Origin of the sequence: Aeromonas sp., assembly GCF_051657805.1 — a bacterium.
Classification (GTDB): domain Bacteria; phylum Pseudomonadota; class Gammaproteobacteria; order Enterobacterales; family Aeromonadaceae; genus Aeromonas.
Genome location: NZ_JBOFLJ010000063.1, coordinates 321606 through 339819 on the forward strand (window position 1 = coordinate 321606; position 18214 = coordinate 339819).

Below are 18214 nucleotides of genomic sequence, written 5' to 3' on the forward strand. Positions count from 1 at the left end.
CGCCTGCCGCCGATAATCCCATGCTGTTGTTGATCGATAACTACGACTCCTTCACCTGGAACCTGGTGCAATACTTCGGCACCCTGGGGCAGGAGGTGTTGGTGAAGCGCAACGATGAGCTGAGCCTGGAGGAGATTGCCCGGCTCGCCCCCCGCCATCTGGTGATCTCCCCCGGTCCCTGCACGCCCAACGAGGCGGGGATCTCCCTGGCCGCCATCAGCCGCTTCGCCGGCCAGGTCCCCATCCTGGGTGTCTGCCTCGGCCACCAGTCCCTCGCTCAGGCCTTCGGCGCCCATGTGGTGCGCGCGCGCCGGGTGATGCACGGCAAGACCTCCCTCATTCGTCACAAGGGGCAGGGGGTATTCAAGGGACTGAAGGATCCGCTGCGGGTCACCCGCTACCATTCGCTGGTGGTGGAGCACGAGACCTTGCCCGACTGTTTCGAGGTGACCGCCTGGAGCGAGCACGGCGATGGCAGCGTCGACGAGATCATGGGCCTGCGACATAAAACACTGGCGCTGGAGGGAGTACAGTTCCACCCGGAGAGCATCCTCAGCGAGCAGGGCCACCAGTTATTGGCCAATTTTTTGGCCTCTTCCTGAAAAAATCGTGACGCTAGTCCCAGAATCGCGATGGGGCAAAAAAATTTTTTCCTGACACTTTATTCACCTCCCTCCCTGCCCAAATTATCTCTTGCCAACACCCCCTGAGCCGTTATGCAATGCGGTTGCCTAAAATCTCACGGGCAATCGAATATTGTTCCTCATAGGCCGGGATGTTGCAGACTTTTTACTTTTTTTCTGTGATAATTCCGCCACGTTTACACGGATTTAACTTTTGGGTGGTGGATTATTCTGCTGCCAGTTAGAAGGAGAGCAAGATGTCAGAGTTGTTGGCAGTGACACGTGAAGTGTTTGATGAAGTGATGGTACCGAACTATGCCCCCGCCAAGATCATTCCGGTGCGCGGCGAGGGTTCACGTGTCTGGGACCAGGAAGGCCGCGAGTATGTGGACTTCGCGGGCGGGATCGCGGTCAATGGCCTCGGTCATTGCCATCCCAAGCTGGTCGAGGCCCTGAAAACCCAGGGTGAGAAGCTGTGGCACCTCTCCAACGTGATGACCAACGAGCCGGCCCTGCGCCTGGCCAAGAAGCTGGTCGCTGCCACCTTCGCCGAGAAGGTCTACTTCTGCAACTCGGGCGCTGAAGCGAACGAGGCCGCCTTGAAGCTGGCTCGTCGCTACGCCATCGATAAGTTCGGTGCCCACAAGACCCAGATCATCGCCTTCCATCAGGGCTTCCACGGTCGCACCTTCTTCACCGTCAGCGTCGGCGGTCAGGCTGCCTACTCCGATGGTTTCGGCCCGAAACCCGCCGACATCACCCATGTCACCTACAACAACCTGGAAGAGCTGGCTGCCGCCATCTCCGACAACACCTGCGCCGTGGTGATGGAGCCGCTGCAAGGGGAGGGTGGCATCATTCGTCCCACCGACGAGTTTGCCAAGGGCGTGCGCGAGCTGTGTGACAAGCACAACGCACTGCTTATCTATGACGAAGTGCAATCCGGCGTCGGCCGCACCGGCGATCTGTACGCCTACATGGGTCTGGGCGTTACCCCGGACATCCTCACCAGCGCCAAGGCGCTTGGCGGTGGTTTCCCCATCGGTGCCATGCTGACCACCAGCGAGATCGCGGCTCACCTGAAAGTGGGCACTCACGGCTCCACCTACGGCGGCAACCCGCTGGCTTGTGCCGTGGCGGAAGCCGTGCTGGACGTGATCAACACCCCGGAAGTACTGAGCGGCATCAGGCGGCGCGAGCAGCTGTTCCGCGACGGTCTCGAGGCCATCAACGCCAAGTACCACTGCTTCAGCGAAGTGCGTGGTCAGGGCCTGCTGCTCGGCGCCGTGCTGAACGACGACTTCAAGGGCCGTTCCCGCGACTTCCTGCTGGCCTCCATCGACCAGGGCCTGATGGCCCTGGTGGCGGGCACCAACGTGGTGCGTTTCGCTCCCTCCCTGGTGATCCCGGAAGCGGATATCAAAGAAGGTCTGGCTCGGTTCGAGAAAGCGGTCGCTCAGGTGGTCAACGCCTGATCCAGATTGCCTGAGCCTAGTTGAGGTGGGGAATCCTCCCGGCAGGAGCCGGGACCCCACCTGTCGTCAATGAAAGGGAGTTGTCATTTATGTTGGTTATCCGTCCTATCGAGCAGCGCGACTTCGCCGGCCTCAAAACCTGTGCCATCGAATCCGGCACCGGCATGACTTCATTGCCGGTGAACGACGAGCTGCTGCAACGCAAGATCGATGCCTCGACCCAGACCTTCCTCGACAAGCCTGCCGGCAAGGGAGACTGCCTCTACTTCTTCGTGGCCGAGGATCTGGAGACCGGCGAGATGGTCGGCACCTGCGCCATCGATGCGGCCGTCGGCCTGTCCCAGCCGTTTTACAACTATCACATCGGCAAGGTGGTGCACTCTTCCCCCAAGCTCGGCATCTACAACGTGGTGGAGACCCTCACCCTCTCCAACGACTACACGGGCAACTCCGAGCTCTGCACCCTGTTTCTGCGCGAATGCGCCCGCGAGGGGCTCAACGGCCGGCTGCTCTCCAAGCACCGTTTCCTGTTTATGGCCGAGCACCCGGAATTGTTTGACGAGACCGTGTTTGCCGAGATGCGCGGCGTCTCCGATGCCAACGGTCACAGCCCCTTCTACGAGTGGCTGCAGAAGCATTTCTTCTCGATGGACTTTCCCACCGTCGACTATCTCACCGGCATCGGCAAGAAGCGTTTCATCGCCGAGCTGATGCCCAAGTACCCCATCTACGTCAACCTGCTGAGCAACGAGGCGCGCGCCGTCATCGGTCAGACCCACGAGAAGACCCGCCCGGCCATCAAGATGCTGCAGGACGAGGGTTTCGTGAATCGCGGTTACGTCGACATCTTCGATGCGGGCCCCACGGTCGAGTGCGACGTGAAGCACATCCGCAGCGTGCGCCGCAGCCAGAAGCTGGCGGTGCTGGTGGGTGAGCCCATCGGTGGCCGCACCTATCTCATCTGCAACACCCGCTTCGAGCAGTATCGCGCCTGTTACGGCAACATCCGGGTCGATCTGGACAAGCACGAAGCCATCATCCCACCCAAGATGGCGGCCGCCCTCAAGGTGGAGAATGGCGACATGGTGCGCATCGTCGACCTGGAATAATTGGCCTGTTTTATGTCACAGCATATGCAGCAGGCAGCCGAGGCTGCCTGCGAACCACAGGGAGTGAATCCGTTATGTCTTTAGTTCAGCTTATCGATGGTCAGTGGCTTGCCGGTGAAGGCAAGGCATTCGAGTCAAAAGACCCGGCCAAGAATGCCGTGATCTGGCGTGGGGAGGCGGCGAGTGCCGCCCAGGTGGAGGCCGCCGTCAAGGCCGCCCGCAGCGCCTTCTACCATTGGTCTGATTTGAACCTGGATGATCGTCTGGCCATCGTACGTCGCTACGCCGATCTGCTGGGTGAGCACAAGGAAGCCCTGGCCCTGACCATAGCCCGGGAGACCGGTAAGCCCTTGTGGGAGACCCGCACCGAGGTCGCCGCCATGCAGGGCAAGATTGCCATCTCCATCCGCGCCCATGATGAGCGCACCGGCACAGTCGAGAACCCCATGCCGGGCGCCAAGGCGTTCGTGCGTCACAAGCCCCACGGCGTGGTCGCCGTGTTCGGCCCCTACAACTTCCCGGGCCATCTGCCCAACGGTCACATAGTGCCGGCGCTGATCGCCGGCAATACCGTGGTGTTCAAGCCCTCCGAGCTGACTCCCATGGTGGCCGAAGCCATGCTCAAGATCTGGATCGACGCCGGCTTGCCCAAGGGGGTGCTGAACCTGGTGCAGGGCGAAGTGGAGACCGGCAAGGCGCTGGCCGGCAATCCGGACATCGACGGCCTCTTCTTCACCGGATCGTCCCGCACCGGTCACTTCCTGCATCAGCAGTTCGCCGGTCAGCCTGGCAAGATCCTGGCGCTGGAGATGGGCGGCAACAACCCGCTCATCGTCAAGGACGTGAGCGACATCGACGGCGCCGTGCACGCGATAGTGCAATCCGCCTTTATCACCTCGGGTCAGCGCTGCACCTGCTCGCGCCGCCTGTTCGTGGAGCGTGGCGTCAAGGGCGATGCCCTGGTCAAGCGCCTGGTGGAGGTAGTCGCTCAGATCAAGGTCGGCCATTACGACGCTGCCGAGCAACCCTTCATGGGGGCCATGATCAGCGAACGTGCGGCGCTCGGCATGGTAGAGGCGCAGGCGAACCTGCAGCGCCTCGGCGGCGAGAGCCTGCTCGCCCTCAAGCATCTGGAAGCGGGTACCGGCTTCGTCTCCCCGGGCATCATAGATGTGACCGCCGTGAGCGCACTGCCCGATGAAGAGTACTTCGGCCCCCTGCTGCAGCTCATTCGCTATGACGACTTCGACGCCGCCATCGATCAAGGCAACGCCACCAGCTTCGGCCTGTCGGCCGGCCTGCTCGGCGACAGCGAGGCGGACTGGCAGCACTTCTTCAAGCGCATCCGCGCCGGTATCGTCAACTGGAACAAGCCCATCACAGGCGCCTCCAGTGCCGCGCCGTTCGGCGGCATAGGTGCCTCCGGCAACCACAGGGCGAGCGCCTACTACGCCGCAGACTACTGTGCGTACCCGGTCGCCTCGGTAGAGGACAGCAAGGCCGCCATGCCAGATCAGCTCTCCCCGGGCCTGACCTTCTAACAATCAAAGGGGCATCCCAGGGTGCCCTTGTCTGTACCCGCAATCAAAGGAAAGAGAGATGCAAAAGGATATCGAGACCCTGTTTGGCCATCTGTGGGACAACTACATTCAAGTCACCCCCAGTGCCCACAAGGTTCACCAACTGCTGGGAGGCGGCGCCCCCATCATCAACGATCACGTGGCGTTTCGGACCTACAACCTGCCCAAACTCGGGCTGGAGAAGCTGGCGGCCCACTTCCGCGCCCTGGGGTATGAAGAAAAGGGTGAGTATGTGTTCAAGGCCAAGAAGCTCTACGCCAAGCACTTCGAACACGCGGATCAGGACGCCCCCAAGGTGTTCATCAGCGAGCTGAAGGTGGAAGAGCTTTCCGAGACCGCTCAGGCCATCATCCACAAGCTGGTGGCCCAGGTGCCGGATCACCTGACCGATACCCAGGCCTTCCTCTATGCCGGCGCTCCCTGGCAGGTCTCCTGGACCGATTACCAGACCCTGCTGGCGGAGAGCGAGTACGCGGCCTGGATGGCGGCCTGGGGCTATCGTGCCAACCACTTCACGGTCAACATCAACCGTCTGGCGGACTTCGACACCATCCAGCAGGTGAATGCGGCCCTGAAAGCGGCGGGCTTCGTGCTGAACGGCGTGGGCGGCGAGGTGAAGGGGGATCCCCAGGTGATGTTGGAGCAGTCCTCCACCATGGCGGACAAGGCGGACGTGGCCTTCACCGACGGTGTGCGTACCATCCCGAGCTGCTTCTACGAATTCGCCCTGCGCTACCCGCAGGCCGACGGCGTGCTCTACCCGGGCTTCGTCGAGGCCTCGGCGGACAAGATTTTCGAATCCACCAACGCCATGTAGTCGCAGTCCATATTGAAAAAAACGCCCCGAAAGGGGCGTTTTTTATGGCTAAGAACCGAGGTCAGGCGGGTTGCAGCTCACCCTCGGTGGCCAGCAGGGTCGCCATGCCGGCGGCCTTGCCGGCCTGGATGCCGATCCGGGTGTCTTCAAACACCAGGCAGTTGGCGGGATTGGCCCCCAGCAGCTCGGCGACTCTCAGGAAGGTGTCGGGATGGGGCTTGTGGTTGTCGACGTCGTCGGCACTCACCACCACAGAGATGTAGGCGTCCAGACCCGTGCTCTTGAGGATCTGCTCCGCCTGATTGCGCGGCGAGCCTGTGCCTATGCCCATTGGCACCTTGCCGTGATACGCCTTGACCAGCTCCCACATCTGGGGGAAGACCCGGGCCTTGTCGATCTGCTCCAGATAGAGCGCAATCTTGCGGCGGGCGAAGGCCTCGACGTCGATGTTCAGCCCATGCTGCTCGGCCAAAATGGCCACAATCTTGCGGGTGGGGATGCCGCCATATTCATTGAGTTCAGCCCGATCGAACGGCAGGCCAAACTCGGCGCTGGTGATCTCCCAGGCATCCAGGTGCAATGGCATGGAGTCCACCAGGGTGCCATCCATATCGAAGATCAGGGCGTCGTATTGCGCAAAGCGGTACTGCTCGGTCATGGGACTGACTCCTCTTGGGCGAAGCACCCACCCTATCAGATTTGCCGGCGGGATGCCGCGACTCGGGTCATGTCTGTCGGCAGAGTCAGTGGTTTTCGCCATCGGCTGATGATTTATGAGACAATAATGAGCCCTGCTGTGCCGTTTTCGGCATTTTATATGAGCGAGCCCCCGACATGTCCCCCAAAACCATCTTCGCGAGTGTGGCCCTGGTGATCGCCCTGGGATCACTGGAAAAGAGCATAGTCACGACCCCCTTGCCCATCATAGGGGCCGAGCTGAACGCCGGCGCCGCCCTCACCTGGGTGGTCACCGCCTACCTGCTGGCCGCCACCGCCGCCCTGCCCGTCTACGGCAAGCTGAGCGATCTGTTTGGCCGGGTGCGGATGCTCAACATCGGCATAGGCCTGTTTCTGGCGGGATCCGTGGCCTGCGCCCTGGCCCAGGATCTGCCGACCCTGCTAGGGGCCCGGGTGTTGCAAGGGTTGGGGGGCGGGGGCCTCATCGCCCTGGCCTTCACCGTGATCGCCGACAGCATACCGCCGCGGGAGGTGGGCAAGTATCAGGGCTACATCTCGGCTGTGTATGCGGTCTCCAGCATCGCCGGGCCCCTGCTCGGCGGTTACTTCAGCGAGCAGCTGAGCTGGCGCTGGATCTTCTGGATCAACCTGCCGCTCGGGGCGCTCGCGCTCTGGCTGGTGAATCGGAACCTCGGCCACCTCAATGTGCGGCGCCACAGCCGCTTCGACTGGAAGGGGGCAGGGCTGCTCATCACAGTCACCACCCTCACCCTGCTGCTGCTCTCGCCGGAAACCAGCCTGCCCGCTATCTGGCTGGCCGCCGGGCTGGCGCTGGCCCTGTTGCTGCTGATCCTGGTGGAGCGGCGCGCCCATGACCCCATACTGCCGGCCCACCTGGTGCGGCTGCCCGGCTATCTGGTGAGCGTGCTGCTGGCGCTGGCCTCCCAGCTGCTGATGTTCGCCGTGCTGGTCTATCTGCCGCTGCAGATGCAGTGGCAGAAGGGGATGGGGGCGAGCGAGAGCGGGCTCTACATGGTGATCTTCATGGTCTGCATCACGGCGGGGGCCTTCGTCGGCGGCAAGCTGATCGGCCGCACCGGTCACTACCGGCGCTTCGTGGTGACGGGCTTTGCCCTGGCGGCGCTGGCACTGTGGCAAATTCACTTCGATCTCTGGGCCAACCTGGGGCTGGGGCTCGCAGGGCTTGGCCTCGGGCTGGTGCTGCCGGCCCTCTCCGTGGTGGTGCAGAATGCGCTGCCACGAGAGGATCGCGGCATCGGCATGTCCCTGTTCAACTTCGGCCGTGAGCTGGGTGGCGCGGTCGGTGTCGCCATCTGTGCCATGCTGTTCCACTCCGCCCTGCCTGCGGGCAGCAGTCACAACCTGGCGAGCCTGAGCCCGGCCGAGCTGGCCCCCGGTTTCGGCGCCACCTATGTCGGCATGGCGCTGATCGCCAGCGCTGCCCTGCTCATCACCCTGCTGGCCTTGAAGCGCCACGAGCTGGCCAGCAAGCCGGCCTGATGGCGGTATCCCAGATAGCAAGAGGGCTCCCCATGGGGAGCCCTCTTTTTTATTGGCTGTGGTCGACCGTCAAGCCGCTTACTCTTGGGCTGGCGCCTCCTTGCCGGCGAGCTGACTCAGCCAGGCGAAGCGGCGGCTGGCATCCAGCTCCGCCTCCCGGTAGAGCTGGGTGGCGATTTCCGGCAACTGACGCTCGAGGCGCTTGAAGCGGGGCTCCTGCTGCAGGGTCTCGGCGAGGGAAGCCGTCGGCGCCCTCGAGTCCAGCGCCAGCGGCGCCTTGCCCTCCTCGCTGCGGCGCGGATCGTAGCGGTAGAGCGGCCAGAAGCCGGTGGCGGTGAGCTGCTTCATCTGCTCGTGGCTCTGGGCCAGATCGTAGCCGTGCTCCTCGCAGGGGCTGTAGGCGATGATGAGGGACGGCCCCGGATAGGCTTCCGCCTCCTGAATGGCCTTCACCGTCTGATTCATCTGGGCGCCGAGGGAGATCTGCGCCACATAGACGTGACCGTACATCATGACGTTGGCACCGAGATCCTTGCGCCCCTTGCGCTTGCCCTGCTCGCCAAACTTGGTGATGGCGCCGAGCGGCGTCGCCTTGGACTGCTGGCCGCCGGTGTTGGAGTAGCACTGGGTGTCGAGCACCAGCACGTTGATGTTCTCCCCCAGGCTCAGCACGTGGTCGAGCCCGCCGAAGCCGATGTCATAGGCCCAGCCATCACCGCCGATGAGCCAGACCGACTTGTCCACCAGGTGATCCGCATCCCGCGCGAGCTCAGCCGCGCCCGGCTCGCTGCGCCCCTGCAGCAGGCTGCGCAGCTGCTGGATATGGGCCCGTTGCTCGGAGACCGGCAGGCTGGCATCTTGCAGCGCTTGCTGCAACTCGGCCGGAACGACATCCCCCAGGCTTGTCATCAGGCGGCGTACCCGATCGCGATGCTGATCCACGGTGAGCCTGAATCCCAAGCCAAACTCGGCGTTGTCCTCGAACAAGGAGTTCGCCCAGGCCGGGCCACGGCCCTCGGCGTTGGTGGTGTAGGGGGTGGTGGGCAGGTTGCCGCCATAAATCGACGAGCAACCGGTGGCGTTGGCAATCAGCAGCCTGTCCCCATAGAGCTGGGTCAGCAGCTTGATGTAGGGGGTCTCGCCACAGCCCGAGCAGGCGCCCGAGTATTCGAACAGGGGCGAGATGAGCTGGGAGGTGCGAATATCGATGCGCTCCAGCTGCTCGGCGGTGCGCTCCGGCAAACCGAGGAAGAAGTCGTAGTTCGCCTTCTGGGCCTCGAGGTGGTCGAGCCGCGATTCCATGTTGATCGCCTTGCGGCTCGGATCGGTGCGATCCTTGGCCGGGCACACCTCGACGCAAAGGTTGCAGCCGGTGCAATCCTCAGGCGCCACCTGCAACACATATTGCTGGCCGCGCATGTCGCGGGCCTTTACATCCAGGGCGTCCAGGGTCGCGGGGGCACCCTCGAGCGAATCCTTGTCCACCACCTTGGCGCGGATGGCCGAGTGCGGGCAGGCGGCCACGCAATAGTTGCACTGGGTGCAGAGATCCGCCTGCCAGATGGGCACCTCCTTGGCGATGTTGCGCTTCTCCCAGCGGGTGGTGCCCACAGGCCAGGTGCCGTCCGGCGGGAAGGCGGAGACCGGCAGGCTGTCGCCGAGCCCCGCCAGCATGGCAGCGGTGACTGTCTGGACGAAGTCGGGGGCCTTGGCCGACACCACGGGGGGGCGCTGGTGGCTACTTGGATCGAGTTCTTGCAGCGGCACTGGGATCAGTGCCTCGCAGGTGGCGGCCAGGGCCTGCCAGTTGCGCTCGACCAGTTCGCTGCTCTTGTTGCCATAGCTCTTGGCGATGGCCTGCTTGAGCAAGTCGGTGGCTTCTGCCGGCGGTATGATGGCGGTCAGCTGGAAGAAGGCCATCTGCATCACGGTGTTGATGCGGCTGCCGAGCTGGCATTCCCGGGCAATCCTGGCGGCGTTGATGCTATAGAGGCGGGCGTGCTTCTCGCGCAGTGTCTGCTGTACCTCTTGGGGCAGCCGTTGCCAGATCTGATCGGCGTCGTAGGGGCTGTTGAGCAGGAAGATGCCGTTAGGCCTCAGCCGCTCCGCCATCTGGTACATGTCGATGAACTGCCACTGGTGGCAGCCGATGAAGTCCGCCTCGTCCACCAGGTAGGCCGATTGCAGCGGCCGCTCGCCGACTCTCAGGTGGGAGACGGTGAGGCCCCCCGCCTTCTTGGAGTCGTAGACGAAATAGCCCTGGGGATAGAGCGGGGTGTGGTTGCCGAGGATCTTGATGCTGTTCTTGGCCGCCGAGACGGTGCCATCGCTGCCAAGGCCGTAGAACAGGGCCTCCAACTTGCTCTGGCTCGGATAATCGAGAGTGGGCAACGGCAGGGAGAGGCCGGTGACGTCGTCGAAGATGCCGACGGTGAAGCGCGGCCTTGGGCTATCCAGCGCCAGCTCATCGAAGATGGCCTGCACGCAGGCCGGGTTGAACTCCTTGGAGGAGAGGCCATAGCGACCGCCGATGACCCGCGGCAGGCTGCCACGCTCGCCCCGACTGACCGCCTCGGCCAGCGCGCTCATCACGTCCAGATAGAGGGGCTCTGCCTGGGCGCCCGGCTCCTTGGTGCGATCCAGCACCGCGATCTTGCGGGCGCTCTCGGGAATGACCGCCAGCAGATGTTCGGCCCTGAAGGGGCGGTAGAGGCGCACCTTCACCAGTCCCACCTTCTCCCCTTGCTCGATCAGCCGCGCTATCACCTCCTCACAGGTGCCGATGGCTGAGCCCATCAGCACCAGTACCCGCTCGGCCTCTGGATGACCCCGGTATTCGAACGGCTGGTAGTGGCGGCCGGTCTGTTCGCCGAAGGCGTCCATCGCCTCGCTCACGTGACGGTAGGCATCGTCATACCAAGGATTGGTGGCCTCCCGGCACTGGAAATAGGTGTCCGGGTTGGCGGCTGTGCCGCGCACGACGGGGTGATCCGGGCTCAGGGCACGCTCGCGGTGGGCACGGATGGCCGCCTCCGGCAGCAGGGCGCGCAGGGTGTCGTCCGCCAGCGGCACTATCTTGGCTATCTCGTGGGAGGTGCGAAAGCCGTCGAAGAAGTGGATAAAGGGCAGCCGGCTGTTGAGGCTGGCCACCTGGGCGATCAGGGCGAAGTCCTGGGCCTCCTGCACGTTGCTGGCGCAGAGCATGGCGCAGCCGGTCTGGCGCACCGCCATCACGTCCGAGTGATCGCCGAAAATCGACAGGGCGTGGGTCGCGACTGTGCGCGCCGCCACGTGCAACACGAAGGGGATGAGCTGACCCGCCAACTTGTAGAGGTTGGGGATCATCAGCAACAGGCCCTGGGACGAGGTAAAGGAGGTCGCCAGCGCGCCCGTCTGCAGGGCGCCGTGGACGGCAGCGATGGCACCGCCCTCCGACTGCATCTCCACCACGCGAGGCACGTCGCCCCACAGATTCTTCCCGCGATCGCTCGACCAGGCCGACGCCTGTTCAGCCATGCTGGAGCTAGGGGTGATGGGGTAGATGGCGATGACTTCGCTGGTGCGGTAGGCCACTGAGGCGACCGCGTTATTACCGTCTGTGGTGATCATGCATTGTCCACTTGCTATGCCAGTGTCGGGGCCGGCCACGAGCAGCCGACCATGGATAGGTCACAAACATAGTAAGAGGGGGGGTGATCTGCATCAAACGGGATAAATAATCAGCACGGTCCCGATTATTTACTCATTTATTTTCAATCGGTTACTGTCATTTATTTATCATTGAACGACTTGGGGCTGGCTGTGTTCCCATATCGCAGCCCATAGAATAAACCGCAGGGCTGCGGCCTTGGCTTATGCCTGTTTTTCCTGCTGGCGCTCGGTCTGGGCATCCAGCTCCTTGCCGAGGAAGTAGTTCAGGAAGGTGCGGATCACCGCGATGATGGCGAGCTGGATCAGCTCCTCCTTGCTCGGCGATACCGTGGTCGCGAGGATGTCGGCGGCGAGCTGGAACTCCAGCGCCAGGATGAGCCAGCTGCCGAAACAGAGCCGGATGCGGGGAAAGCCGGGGGCGTGATCCCGCACCCGCGCCGCCAGCCAGAGCGTCTTGCCAAGGCCAATCACCACGCAGGCGATGGAGATAAGCTCCAGCAGCAGCTGGAACAGCTCGACCCCGTGCATCATGGCTTCTCGCAAACCGGTTATCTCAAGCACCTTGAACTCCTTATCGATTCAAAGGAGACACTATTAGCACAACCGCCGGGCAAGGCCAACTCAGAGGCGGCGCAGCCAGGTCGCCACCTGGTTTATGGCCTGGCGCGCCGCCGGGCTTATCTTGGCGAGCTGGAAGAAGCCGTGGATGACGCCGAGCTGGCGCTGGCAGCTCGCCTCGACTCCTGCAGCAAGCAGGGCGTGATAGAGGGACTCCCCCTCATCGCGCAGGGGATCGCATTCGGCGGTGAGGATATGGGTGGGGGGCAGATCTGCAAGATCTGGATGATGAAGCGGGCTGGCCTCGGGGTGAGTGATGGGAAAGCCTCCCAGATAGGTGCGATAGCCGCTCAGCAGCATGTCGGCGGTGATGAGGTAATCCTCGCCATAGGTGCGATAGCTGTCGCTCGCACCGCTGGCGTCCAGCATGGGATAGAGGAGGCACAGCGCCGCAGGCTGTGGCGCCTGCATGGCCTTGAGGCGCAGCGCCGTGACCAGGGCCAGATGACCGCCGGCGCTGTCACCGGCCAGCATCAGGCGCTCGCTGTGTCCGCCCCACTCGGCGAGACGGGCCATGATGGCCAGGGTCGCCGCCAGGGCGTCGTCGTGGGCGGCCGGGTAGACATGCTCGGGGGCGAGGCGGGTGTGCACCGCGAATACCAGGGCATTGGCGCGGTTGCACAGCATGCGCAGCTGGCGATCGTGAGTCTCGAAATCCCCGCTTACGAAGCAGCCGCCGTGAAAGTAGATAAGGGCAGGGTGGGCAGTCTGCGCCTTGGCCGGACGATAGAGACGTACGGCATAGTGGGGATCGTGCCACTCCTCTATGGCCCCGACCTGCTCCCGCTCGCCGCCGAGCGGAGCCGAGGCGAGATAGCCTTGGCGTCTCGCTTGCCAGCTCAGCTCACTGGCTTTGGGGCGGCCGGCGGCGATAAAACCGTCGACTATCTCGGCGATGGCGGGTTCGAGAGAGGTTTGCATGGGGGCACTCCACAATAACTGTATATAAAAACAGTGATTATGCGCCTCTGGCCGTCCATGACAAGAGACCCGCCGTGAGTGCGCTCACAGATTAGAGGCTAGATCAGCCTGAATTCAATCACATAGAGCGGCGGCAGCTCGGGGTAGATGTCCCGGATCACCTGTTTGAGCTCGGCGAGCGTCATGTTCTCCTGGCGGGCGTGCTCGTCGTTCAGGGCATCGAAGGCTACAGGCCGCACCGTCAGCACCTCGATGGCGCCGAAGGGTTGGTGCTCCGGGTTGGTGAAGAGGGAGAGGCGCTGGCCAGGCTGCCATTGGGCCTCGCTCTCGTCGCGGATGGTGATGGTCTTGCGGCCCGCCTGGATGTCATCGACGAAGCGGCTGAAGAAGGTGAACTCGGGGTAGGGATGGGCGGACATATTGGCTCCTGAAAAAGGTTAAGGGGGATTAGAGCGCGAGGTAGGCGCGCAGCTTGGCGAGATCGGCGATGACGGGGCCGTCGCTGCCCTCACCGACGATGCCTTGTTCTATCAGCTCCTTGAGGGCGCGGCGATAGACCCGCTCAGTGGTGCCGAAGCGCGCCGCCTCGTGGGCCCGCTTGCGGGAACCCAGCATGGGGGTACGCTGGCGCTCGCGCCACAACTCATAGGCGATGTTGTAGGCGATGGGGTGCAGCAGACGGCTGGTGGTGATGTCCAGGGTATCCAGATAGTCGCTGGCCAGCGCCGTGGCGAAGAACAGGGTCAGCTCGGGCTCGGCCAGCAGCCGTTGAGCCAGCTTGTGGGCACAAATGACGCTGGCATCCAATTCCGTCTCGGCCACCACGCTCCACTGCACCGGGGTGGCGCTGAAGAACTCCATCTCTCCGAAGATCTGGTGCCGGCACTCAATCTCGCCGAGCTGGAACAGGCGCCCGGAATGGACGGCGCTGTTGAGGGAGACCCGGCCCCGCTCCACCAGGTAGAGGTGCTCGCACCGCTCTCCCTGGCGCATGATGGCTTCCCCCGGCAGGTAGCGGCGCAGAAACAGGGTACACGCCGCCAGCGCCGTGGCAAAGCGCGGCTCGAGTGCGACAAGCTCGGCGTGAAAGCGGCCGAGGGGGTAGGGTTGTTGCTGCATGAGAAGCGGCCCGGATTGACGAGGGCCATGAGGCTAGCAAGAGGGCGGGGCGGATGCCAGCGCTGTCGCCCCCGAATGTGCCGGGCTTAACGTTTTGCAGGGGCCCTGAGTTGGCCCCGACGGGGCCTATTGCACCAGGGCGTGGAGGGCGGCGGCGATGGCCAGTCGCTCGCCCGCCATCATGGCGGCTTCGCTGCTGGCGTAGTCGCACACACCCTGCTGCACATCCTGCCCGAACGCCACCACGTTGCAGAGCACGGCGGCGACCCGCACCCTGCGAAGGCGCCCGACCGTGAGCAGGGAGGCGGTCTCCATGTCCGCCCCCAGCACCCCGCGTTCATGCCAGTAGCGGCACACCGCCAGCTCGTCATCCCGGTAGAAGCTGTCGTGGGATCGCACCAGTCCGTGCCAGTGGGGGTGGCCGCTGGCGGCGATCTGTTCGAGCAGGGCGACCTGCAGGCGGATGTCGGCGCAGGCGGGGTACTCGGGGGGCAGATAGGCCAAGGAGGCCCCCTCGCTGCGCACCGCCCCCTCCACCACGATCAGATCCCCCAACGCCATCTCAGGCTGCAGGGCACCGGCGGAGCCGACCCGGATCAGGGTTCGAGCGCCGGCCTGTACCAGCTCCTCCAGCGCTATGACGGCGGAGGCCCCGCCGATGCCTGTGCTGCAGACGGTGATGGGCAGGCCCTGATGGCGGCCGTTGATGAGGCGAAACTCCCGGTTCTGGCCGAGCAAGACGCTGCCCTCGAGCTGGCCGGCGATGCGATCGACCCTGGCCGGATCGCCGCACAGTATGACCTGCGGGGCTATCTGATCCGGGGAGCATTGCAGGTGGGGCAGCAGGCTCATGCGACCGCTCCTTGTCGGGAACGCTTGGCGGCCAGCATCCAGAGGCGGGTGCCGTTGGCGGCGACGAACAGCAGGATCAGGTACTCAAGGGACATGGCATAGACCCCCTGGGCGGCGTAGACGCCGATGCTGATGAGGTTGATGACCACCCAGAGGATCCAGTTCTCCACGTATTTGCGGGTCATCAGGATCTGGGCCACCACGGAGAGCACCGTCATGCAGGCATCCCAGAACGGGAAGGCGTCGGGGGAGGGCTCGGGGATGGCGAGGTTGGCGCCAAACAGGTTCAGCAGCGAGACAGCGGTGCGGGCCAGGACGGCGAACACGGGATCTATGTAGCGGGTCAGCAGGGCGATGGCGACGACGCTCACCACCACGGTCAGCAGCAGCTTGGATTTGCTCAGCCAGCGGATCTGCAGGCTCTCCCCCTGGGCGTTGGCGGGGCGGCTCCAGGCGTACCAGCCGTAGAGGTTGGCGCAGAAGAAGAACAGCTGCAGCAGCAACAGGCCGTAGAGCTGGATCTGGAAGAAGATGATGGCAAACAGGCTGACGTTGATGAGACCGAACAGGTAGTTGATGGTCTTCTCCTGACTGGCGAGCCAGATGCAGGCCAACCCGAACAGGGTGCCGATGGCCTCAATCCAGGACATGGCGTAGCCGCCGCCAAGAGGAATGGTCACCAGGGTGTGATGGATGCTGAACCACTCGAATATGCTCATTTTCGTTTCCTTTGAAAATTGGGAAGGTGCTCGGACCGGACCTATTCTAGGGGCGGCGCGGGGGAGCCGGCAGGACTTTTGTCCGGCCCCGGGCTTGTCACCTCAAAGAATGCGCAGAGAGGAGAGCACAAGTTTGAGCCCCCGATGGCGCCCTGATATGCGATGATGCCCTGCCCCTTTATTGATATGTCACAAAATGGGGGCGCACAGGCTGTGGTCTGATGGGAGCCACCCTGGCAGACCGGGGTGGGGCTGAACATAAGGAGCGAGTGTGAATTCCGAGCTGATCTGGGTCCTCTGCATGCTGGTGGGCGCCATCTATCTGTTTATTACCAACAAGGTGCGCATGGACGTGGTGGCCCTGGGGATTGTCATCCTGTTCGTGCTGAGCGGCACCCTGACCCTGCCGGAGGCTCTGGCGGGGTTCAGCGATCCCAACGTCATCCTGATCGCCGCCCTGTTCGTGGTGGGGGAGGGGCTGGTGCGCACCGGCATCGCCTACCAGGTGGGGGATGGCCTGGTGAAGGTGGCGGGCAGCAGCGAGACCCGTTTACTGGTGCTCCTGATGGTGGCGGTGGCCACCCTGGGGGCCGTGATGAGCAGCACAGGGGTGGTGGCCATCTTCATCCCCGTGGTGCTGAGCGTGGCGAACCGCATGGGGATCCCGGCCGGTCGGCTGATGATGCCGCTCGGCTTTGCCGGCCTCATCAGCGGCATGATGACACTGGTGGCGACCCCCCCCAACATGGTGGTCAACAGCGAGCTGATGCGCCACGGCATCCAGGGCTTCGGCTTCTTCGGCTTCACCCCCATGGGGGTGCTGATCCTGGGGCTCGGGGTGCTCTACATGCTGCTGATGCGCAACCGTCTGGTGCGGGGCGGGGAAGAGGGTAAGGGCAAGCCGGCGGGGCGCAGCACCATGCGCGATCTCATTCGCGACTATCGGCTGGCGGGCCGCGCCCGCCGACTGGCGATCCGCCCGGACTCCCCCCTCATCGGTCAGACCCTGGACGAGCTGCAACTACGGGCTCGCTACGGCGCCAATGTCATCGGGCTGGAGCGCTGGCGCAAGTTCAGGCGGGTGATGGTGACCGTCTCCGGCGTCACCGAGTTCCAGGCCAAGGACGTGCTGCTCATCGACATGTCAGACCCCGAGGTGGATGTGCGCGAGTTCTGCAGCGAGGCGCGGCTCGAACCCATGATACTGCGGGGCGAATACTTCTCCGATCAGGCGCGGGAGGTGGGCATGGCCGAGGTCTCCCTCATCCCCGAATCCCGTCTGCTCGGCAAGAGCATCCGCGAGGTGGCGTTTCGCACCCATTTCGGCCTGAGCGTGGTGGGCATTCGCCGGAGCGGGGAGGCGCTCACCGGCAAGCTGGTGGACGAGCCGCTGCAGATGGGGGACAGCCTGCTGGTGGTGGGCAACTGGAGCCTCATTCGCCAACTGCAGGCCAGGGTACGAGACTTCCTGCTGCTGGGCCTGCCCGCCGAGGTGGATGAGATGGCACCCGCCCGCAGTCAGGCCATCCACGCCCTGATCGCGCTCGGGGTCATGATAGCCCTGATGGTGACGGATCCGGTGCCCAACGTCATCGCGGCCCTCATCGCCTGTCTGTTGATGGGCAAGTTCCGCTGCATCGACATGGAGAGCGCCTACAAGTCCATCCACTGGCCGACCCTGCTGTTGATCGTCGGCATGCTGCCCTTCGCCCTGGCGCTGCAGAAGACCGGCGGGGTGGATCTCATCGTCGGCGCCCTCATCAGCGCCGTGGGGGAGATGGGGCCTCGCGTGATGCTGGCCAGCCTGTTCGTGCTGTGCGCCGTCATCGGGCTCTTCATCTCCAATACCGCCACCGCCGTGCTGATGGCGCCCATTGCGCTCGGCACAGCCCAGCAGATGGGGGTCTCCCCCTATCCCTTTGCCATGACCATCGCCATCGCGGCCTCGGCGGCCTTCATGACGCCGGTCTCGTCACCGGTGAATACGCTCGTGCTGGGGCCTGGCAACTACCAGTTCGTGGATTTCATCCGCATCGGGGTGCCCTTCACCCTGCTGGTGATGGTGGTGAGCGTCATCGCCATCCCCTGGTTCTTCCCGTTCTGACGATGGAATACGACACGAGCGGCCTCTGGGCCGCTTTTTATGGCCCCATGGTTGATTGCGGGGACGGGCATCCAGCCGATGCGTCGACGAGAGGCAACAGGAATTGGGTGAGTAGATAAGGAAGAGGAACGGCGGGGGGATTGTTGAAAAACGGATACAAAAAAACCAGCCTGAGCTGGTCTGTTTGGTACTGCTGTCAATGGTGCGGAAGGAGAGACTCGAACTCTCACGCCTAAGCGCCAGAACCTAAATCTGGTGCGTCTACCAATTTCGCCACTTCCGCAAAATTAATGGTGGCTATGACGGGATTCGAACCTGTGACCCCCGCATTATGAGTGCGATGCTCTAACCAACTGAGCTACATAGCCGTTGTTATCGACCACCTGAGTGGAAGAGAACAGAAAAATGGCTGGGGTACTAGGATTCG

The 18214-nt window shown here is 63.5% G+C and carries 15 protein-coding genes and 2 tRNA genes; 7 read left to right on the top strand and 10 right to left on the bottom strand.

Translation table 11 applies throughout. The features are described from left to right. Positions 1–20 precede the first annotated feature (20 nt). The 5 genes from ACRCYW_RS21670 (at position 21) to ACRCYW_RS21690 (ending at position 5604) form a co-directional block, all read left to right on the top strand. On the top strand, positions 21–602 hold the full coding sequence (locus ACRCYW_RS21670) for an aminodeoxychorismate synthase component II (protein WP_438552035.1): 582 nt from the start codon (positions 21–23) through the stop codon (positions 600–602). Between the two features lie 278 nt (positions 603–880). Beyond that, on the top strand, positions 881–2098 hold the full coding sequence (locus tag ACRCYW_RS21675; protein ID WP_438552036.1) for an aspartate aminotransferase family protein: 1218 nt from the start codon (positions 881–883) through the stop codon (positions 2096–2098). Positions 2099–2187: 89 nt separating this feature from the next. After that, positions 2188–3207 carry an arginine N-succinyltransferase gene (gene astA / locus ACRCYW_RS21680; protein ID WP_438552037.1) on the top strand — a complete coding sequence of 340 codons (1020 nt, stop codon included), beginning with the start codon at positions 2188–2190 and terminating at the stop codon, positions 3205–3207. A 74-nt stretch (positions 3208–3281) separates the two neighbouring features. Further along, positions 3282–4748: a succinylglutamate-semialdehyde dehydrogenase gene (gene astD, locus ACRCYW_RS21685; RefSeq protein WP_438552038.1), complete on the top strand. Its 1467-nt coding sequence runs from the start codon at positions 3282–3284 to the stop codon at positions 4746–4748. Positions 4749–4806: 58 nt separating this feature from the next. Beyond that, on the top strand, positions 4807–5604 hold the full coding sequence (locus tag ACRCYW_RS21690; protein WP_438552039.1) for a DUF1338 domain-containing protein: 798 nt from the start codon (positions 4807–4809) through the stop codon (positions 5602–5604). Positions 5605–5665: 61 nt separating this feature from the next. Here the strand turns inward: ACRCYW_RS21690 and ACRCYW_RS21695 are convergent, their stop codons facing one another. Further along, positions 5666–6262: an HAD family hydrolase gene (locus tag ACRCYW_RS21695; protein ID WP_438552040.1), complete on the bottom strand. Its 597-nt coding sequence runs from the start codon at positions 6260–6262 to the stop codon at positions 5666–5668. Positions 6263–6438: 176 nt separating this feature from the next. Here ACRCYW_RS21695 and ACRCYW_RS21700 point away from each other — a divergent pair, with 176 nt between their 5' ends. Beyond that, the gene (locus ACRCYW_RS21700; RefSeq protein ID WP_438552041.1) at positions 6439–7803 is read left to right on the top strand and encodes an MDR family MFS transporter; all 1365 of its coding nucleotides are present in this window, start codon (positions 6439–6441) and stop codon (positions 7801–7803) included. A 78-nt stretch (positions 7804–7881) separates the two neighbouring features. On the opposite strand, the gene nifJ is transcribed toward ACRCYW_RS21700, so the two are convergent. The 7 genes from nifJ to pnuC all read right to left on the bottom strand — a co-directional run bounded on the left by nifJ (position 7882) and on the right by pnuC (position 15683). Further along, on the bottom strand, positions 7882–11412 hold the full coding sequence (gene nifJ, locus ACRCYW_RS21705; protein ID WP_438552042.1) for a pyruvate:ferredoxin (flavodoxin) oxidoreductase: 3531 nt from the start codon (positions 11410–11412) through the stop codon (positions 7882–7884). A gap of 243 nt (positions 11413–11655) precedes the next feature. Then, the gene (locus ACRCYW_RS21710; protein WP_438552043.1) at positions 11656–12015 is read right to left on the bottom strand and encodes a DUF1622 domain-containing protein; all 360 of its coding nucleotides are present in this window, start codon (positions 12013–12015) and stop codon (positions 11656–11658) included. 60 nt (positions 12016–12075) lie between these two features. Further along, positions 12076–12993 carry an alpha/beta hydrolase gene (locus ACRCYW_RS21715; protein ID WP_438552044.1) on the bottom strand — a complete coding sequence of 306 codons (918 nt, stop codon included), beginning with the start codon at positions 12991–12993 and terminating at the stop codon, positions 12076–12078. 98 nt (positions 12994–13091) lie between these two features. Beyond that, positions 13092–13412: a N(4)-acetylcytidine aminohydrolase gene (yqfB, locus tag ACRCYW_RS21720; RefSeq protein ID WP_438552045.1), complete on the bottom strand. Its 321-nt coding sequence runs from the start codon at positions 13410–13412 to the stop codon at positions 13092–13094. Between the two features lie 28 nt (positions 13413–13440). After that, positions 13441–14112 (bottom strand): Crp/Fnr family transcriptional regulator, encoded by a 672-nt coding sequence (locus ACRCYW_RS21725; protein ID WP_438552046.1) that lies wholly within the window; start codon positions 14110–14112, stop codon positions 13441–13443. Between the two features lie 126 nt (positions 14113–14238). After that, complete coding sequence (locus tag ACRCYW_RS21730; RefSeq protein WP_438552047.1) at positions 14239–14964, bottom strand: nucleoside phosphorylase; 726 nt, start codon at positions 14962–14964, stop codon at positions 14239–14241. Beyond that, positions 14961–15683, bottom strand: a complete 723-nt coding sequence (pnuC, locus tag ACRCYW_RS21735; protein ID WP_438552048.1) for a nicotinamide riboside transporter PnuC — start codon at positions 15681–15683, stop codon at positions 14961–14963. Before pnuC ends, ACRCYW_RS21730 begins: the two co-directional genes overlap by 4 nt. A 271-nt stretch (positions 15684–15954) precedes the next feature. Here pnuC and ACRCYW_RS21740 point away from each other — a divergent pair, with 271 nt between their 5' ends. Next, a complete protein-coding gene (locus ACRCYW_RS21740; RefSeq protein ID WP_438552049.1) occupies positions 15955–17787 on the top strand; it encodes an SLC13 family permease in 1833 nt (610 codons plus the stop codon). A gap of 200 nt (positions 17788–17987) precedes the next feature. Here the strand turns inward: ACRCYW_RS21740 and ACRCYW_RS21745 are convergent. Together ACRCYW_RS21745 and ACRCYW_RS21750 are read right to left on the bottom strand one after the other, a co-directional pair. Beyond that, positions 17988–18070, bottom strand: a tRNA-Leu gene (locus ACRCYW_RS21745). Positions 18071–18078: 8 nt separating this feature from the next. Then, a tRNA-Met gene (locus ACRCYW_RS21750) sits at positions 18079–18155 on the bottom strand. Positions 18156–18214 lie beyond the last annotated feature (59 nt).

What these genes read in the sequence shown, in the direction of transcription:
- ACRCYW_RS21670 (WP_438552035.1), top strand. Translation starts at nt 21, where the DNA reads ATGCTGTTGTTGATCGATAACTACGACTCCTTCACCTGGAACCTGGTG.
- ACRCYW_RS21675 (WP_438552036.1), top strand. Translation starts at nt 881, where the DNA reads ATGTCAGAGTTGTTGGCAGTGACACGTGAAGTGTTTGATGAAGTGATG.
- astA (WP_438552037.1), top strand. Translation starts at nt 2,188, where the DNA reads ATGTTGGTTATCCGTCCTATCGAGCAGCGCGACTTCGCCGGCCTCAAA.
- astD (WP_438552038.1), top strand. Translation starts at nt 3,282, where the DNA reads ATGTCTTTAGTTCAGCTTATCGATGGTCAGTGGCTTGCCGGTGAAGGC.
- ACRCYW_RS21690 (WP_438552039.1), top strand. Translation starts at nt 4,807, where the DNA reads ATGCAAAAGGATATCGAGACCCTGTTTGGCCATCTGTGGGACAACTAC.
- ACRCYW_RS21695 (WP_438552040.1), bottom strand. Translation starts at nt 6,262, where the DNA reads ATGACCGAGCAGTACCGCTTTGCGCAATACGACGCCCTGATCTTCGAT.
- ACRCYW_RS21700 (WP_438552041.1), top strand. Translation starts at nt 6,439, where the DNA reads ATGTCCCCCAAAACCATCTTCGCGAGTGTGGCCCTGGTGATCGCCCTG.
- nifJ (WP_438552042.1), bottom strand. Translation starts at nt 11,412, where the DNA reads ATGATCACCACAGACGGTAATAACGCGGTCGCCTCAGTGGCCTACCGC.
- ACRCYW_RS21715 (WP_438552044.1), bottom strand. Translation starts at nt 12,993, where the DNA reads ATGCAAACCTCTCTCGAACCCGCCATCGCCGAGATAGTCGACGGTTTT.
- yqfB (WP_438552045.1), bottom strand. Translation starts at nt 13,412, where the DNA reads ATGTCCGCCCATCCCTACCCCGAGTTCACCTTCTTCAGCCGCTTCGTC.
- ACRCYW_RS21725 (WP_438552046.1), bottom strand. Translation starts at nt 14,112, where the DNA reads ATGCAGCAACAACCCTACCCCCTCGGCCGCTTTCACGCCGAGCTTGTC.
- ACRCYW_RS21730 (WP_438552047.1), bottom strand. Translation starts at nt 14,964, where the DNA reads ATGAGCCTGCTGCCCCACCTGCAATGCTCCCCGGATCAGATAGCCCCG.
- pnuC (WP_438552048.1), bottom strand. Translation starts at nt 15,683, where the DNA reads ATGAGCATATTCGAGTGGTTCAGCATCCATCACACCCTGGTGACCATT.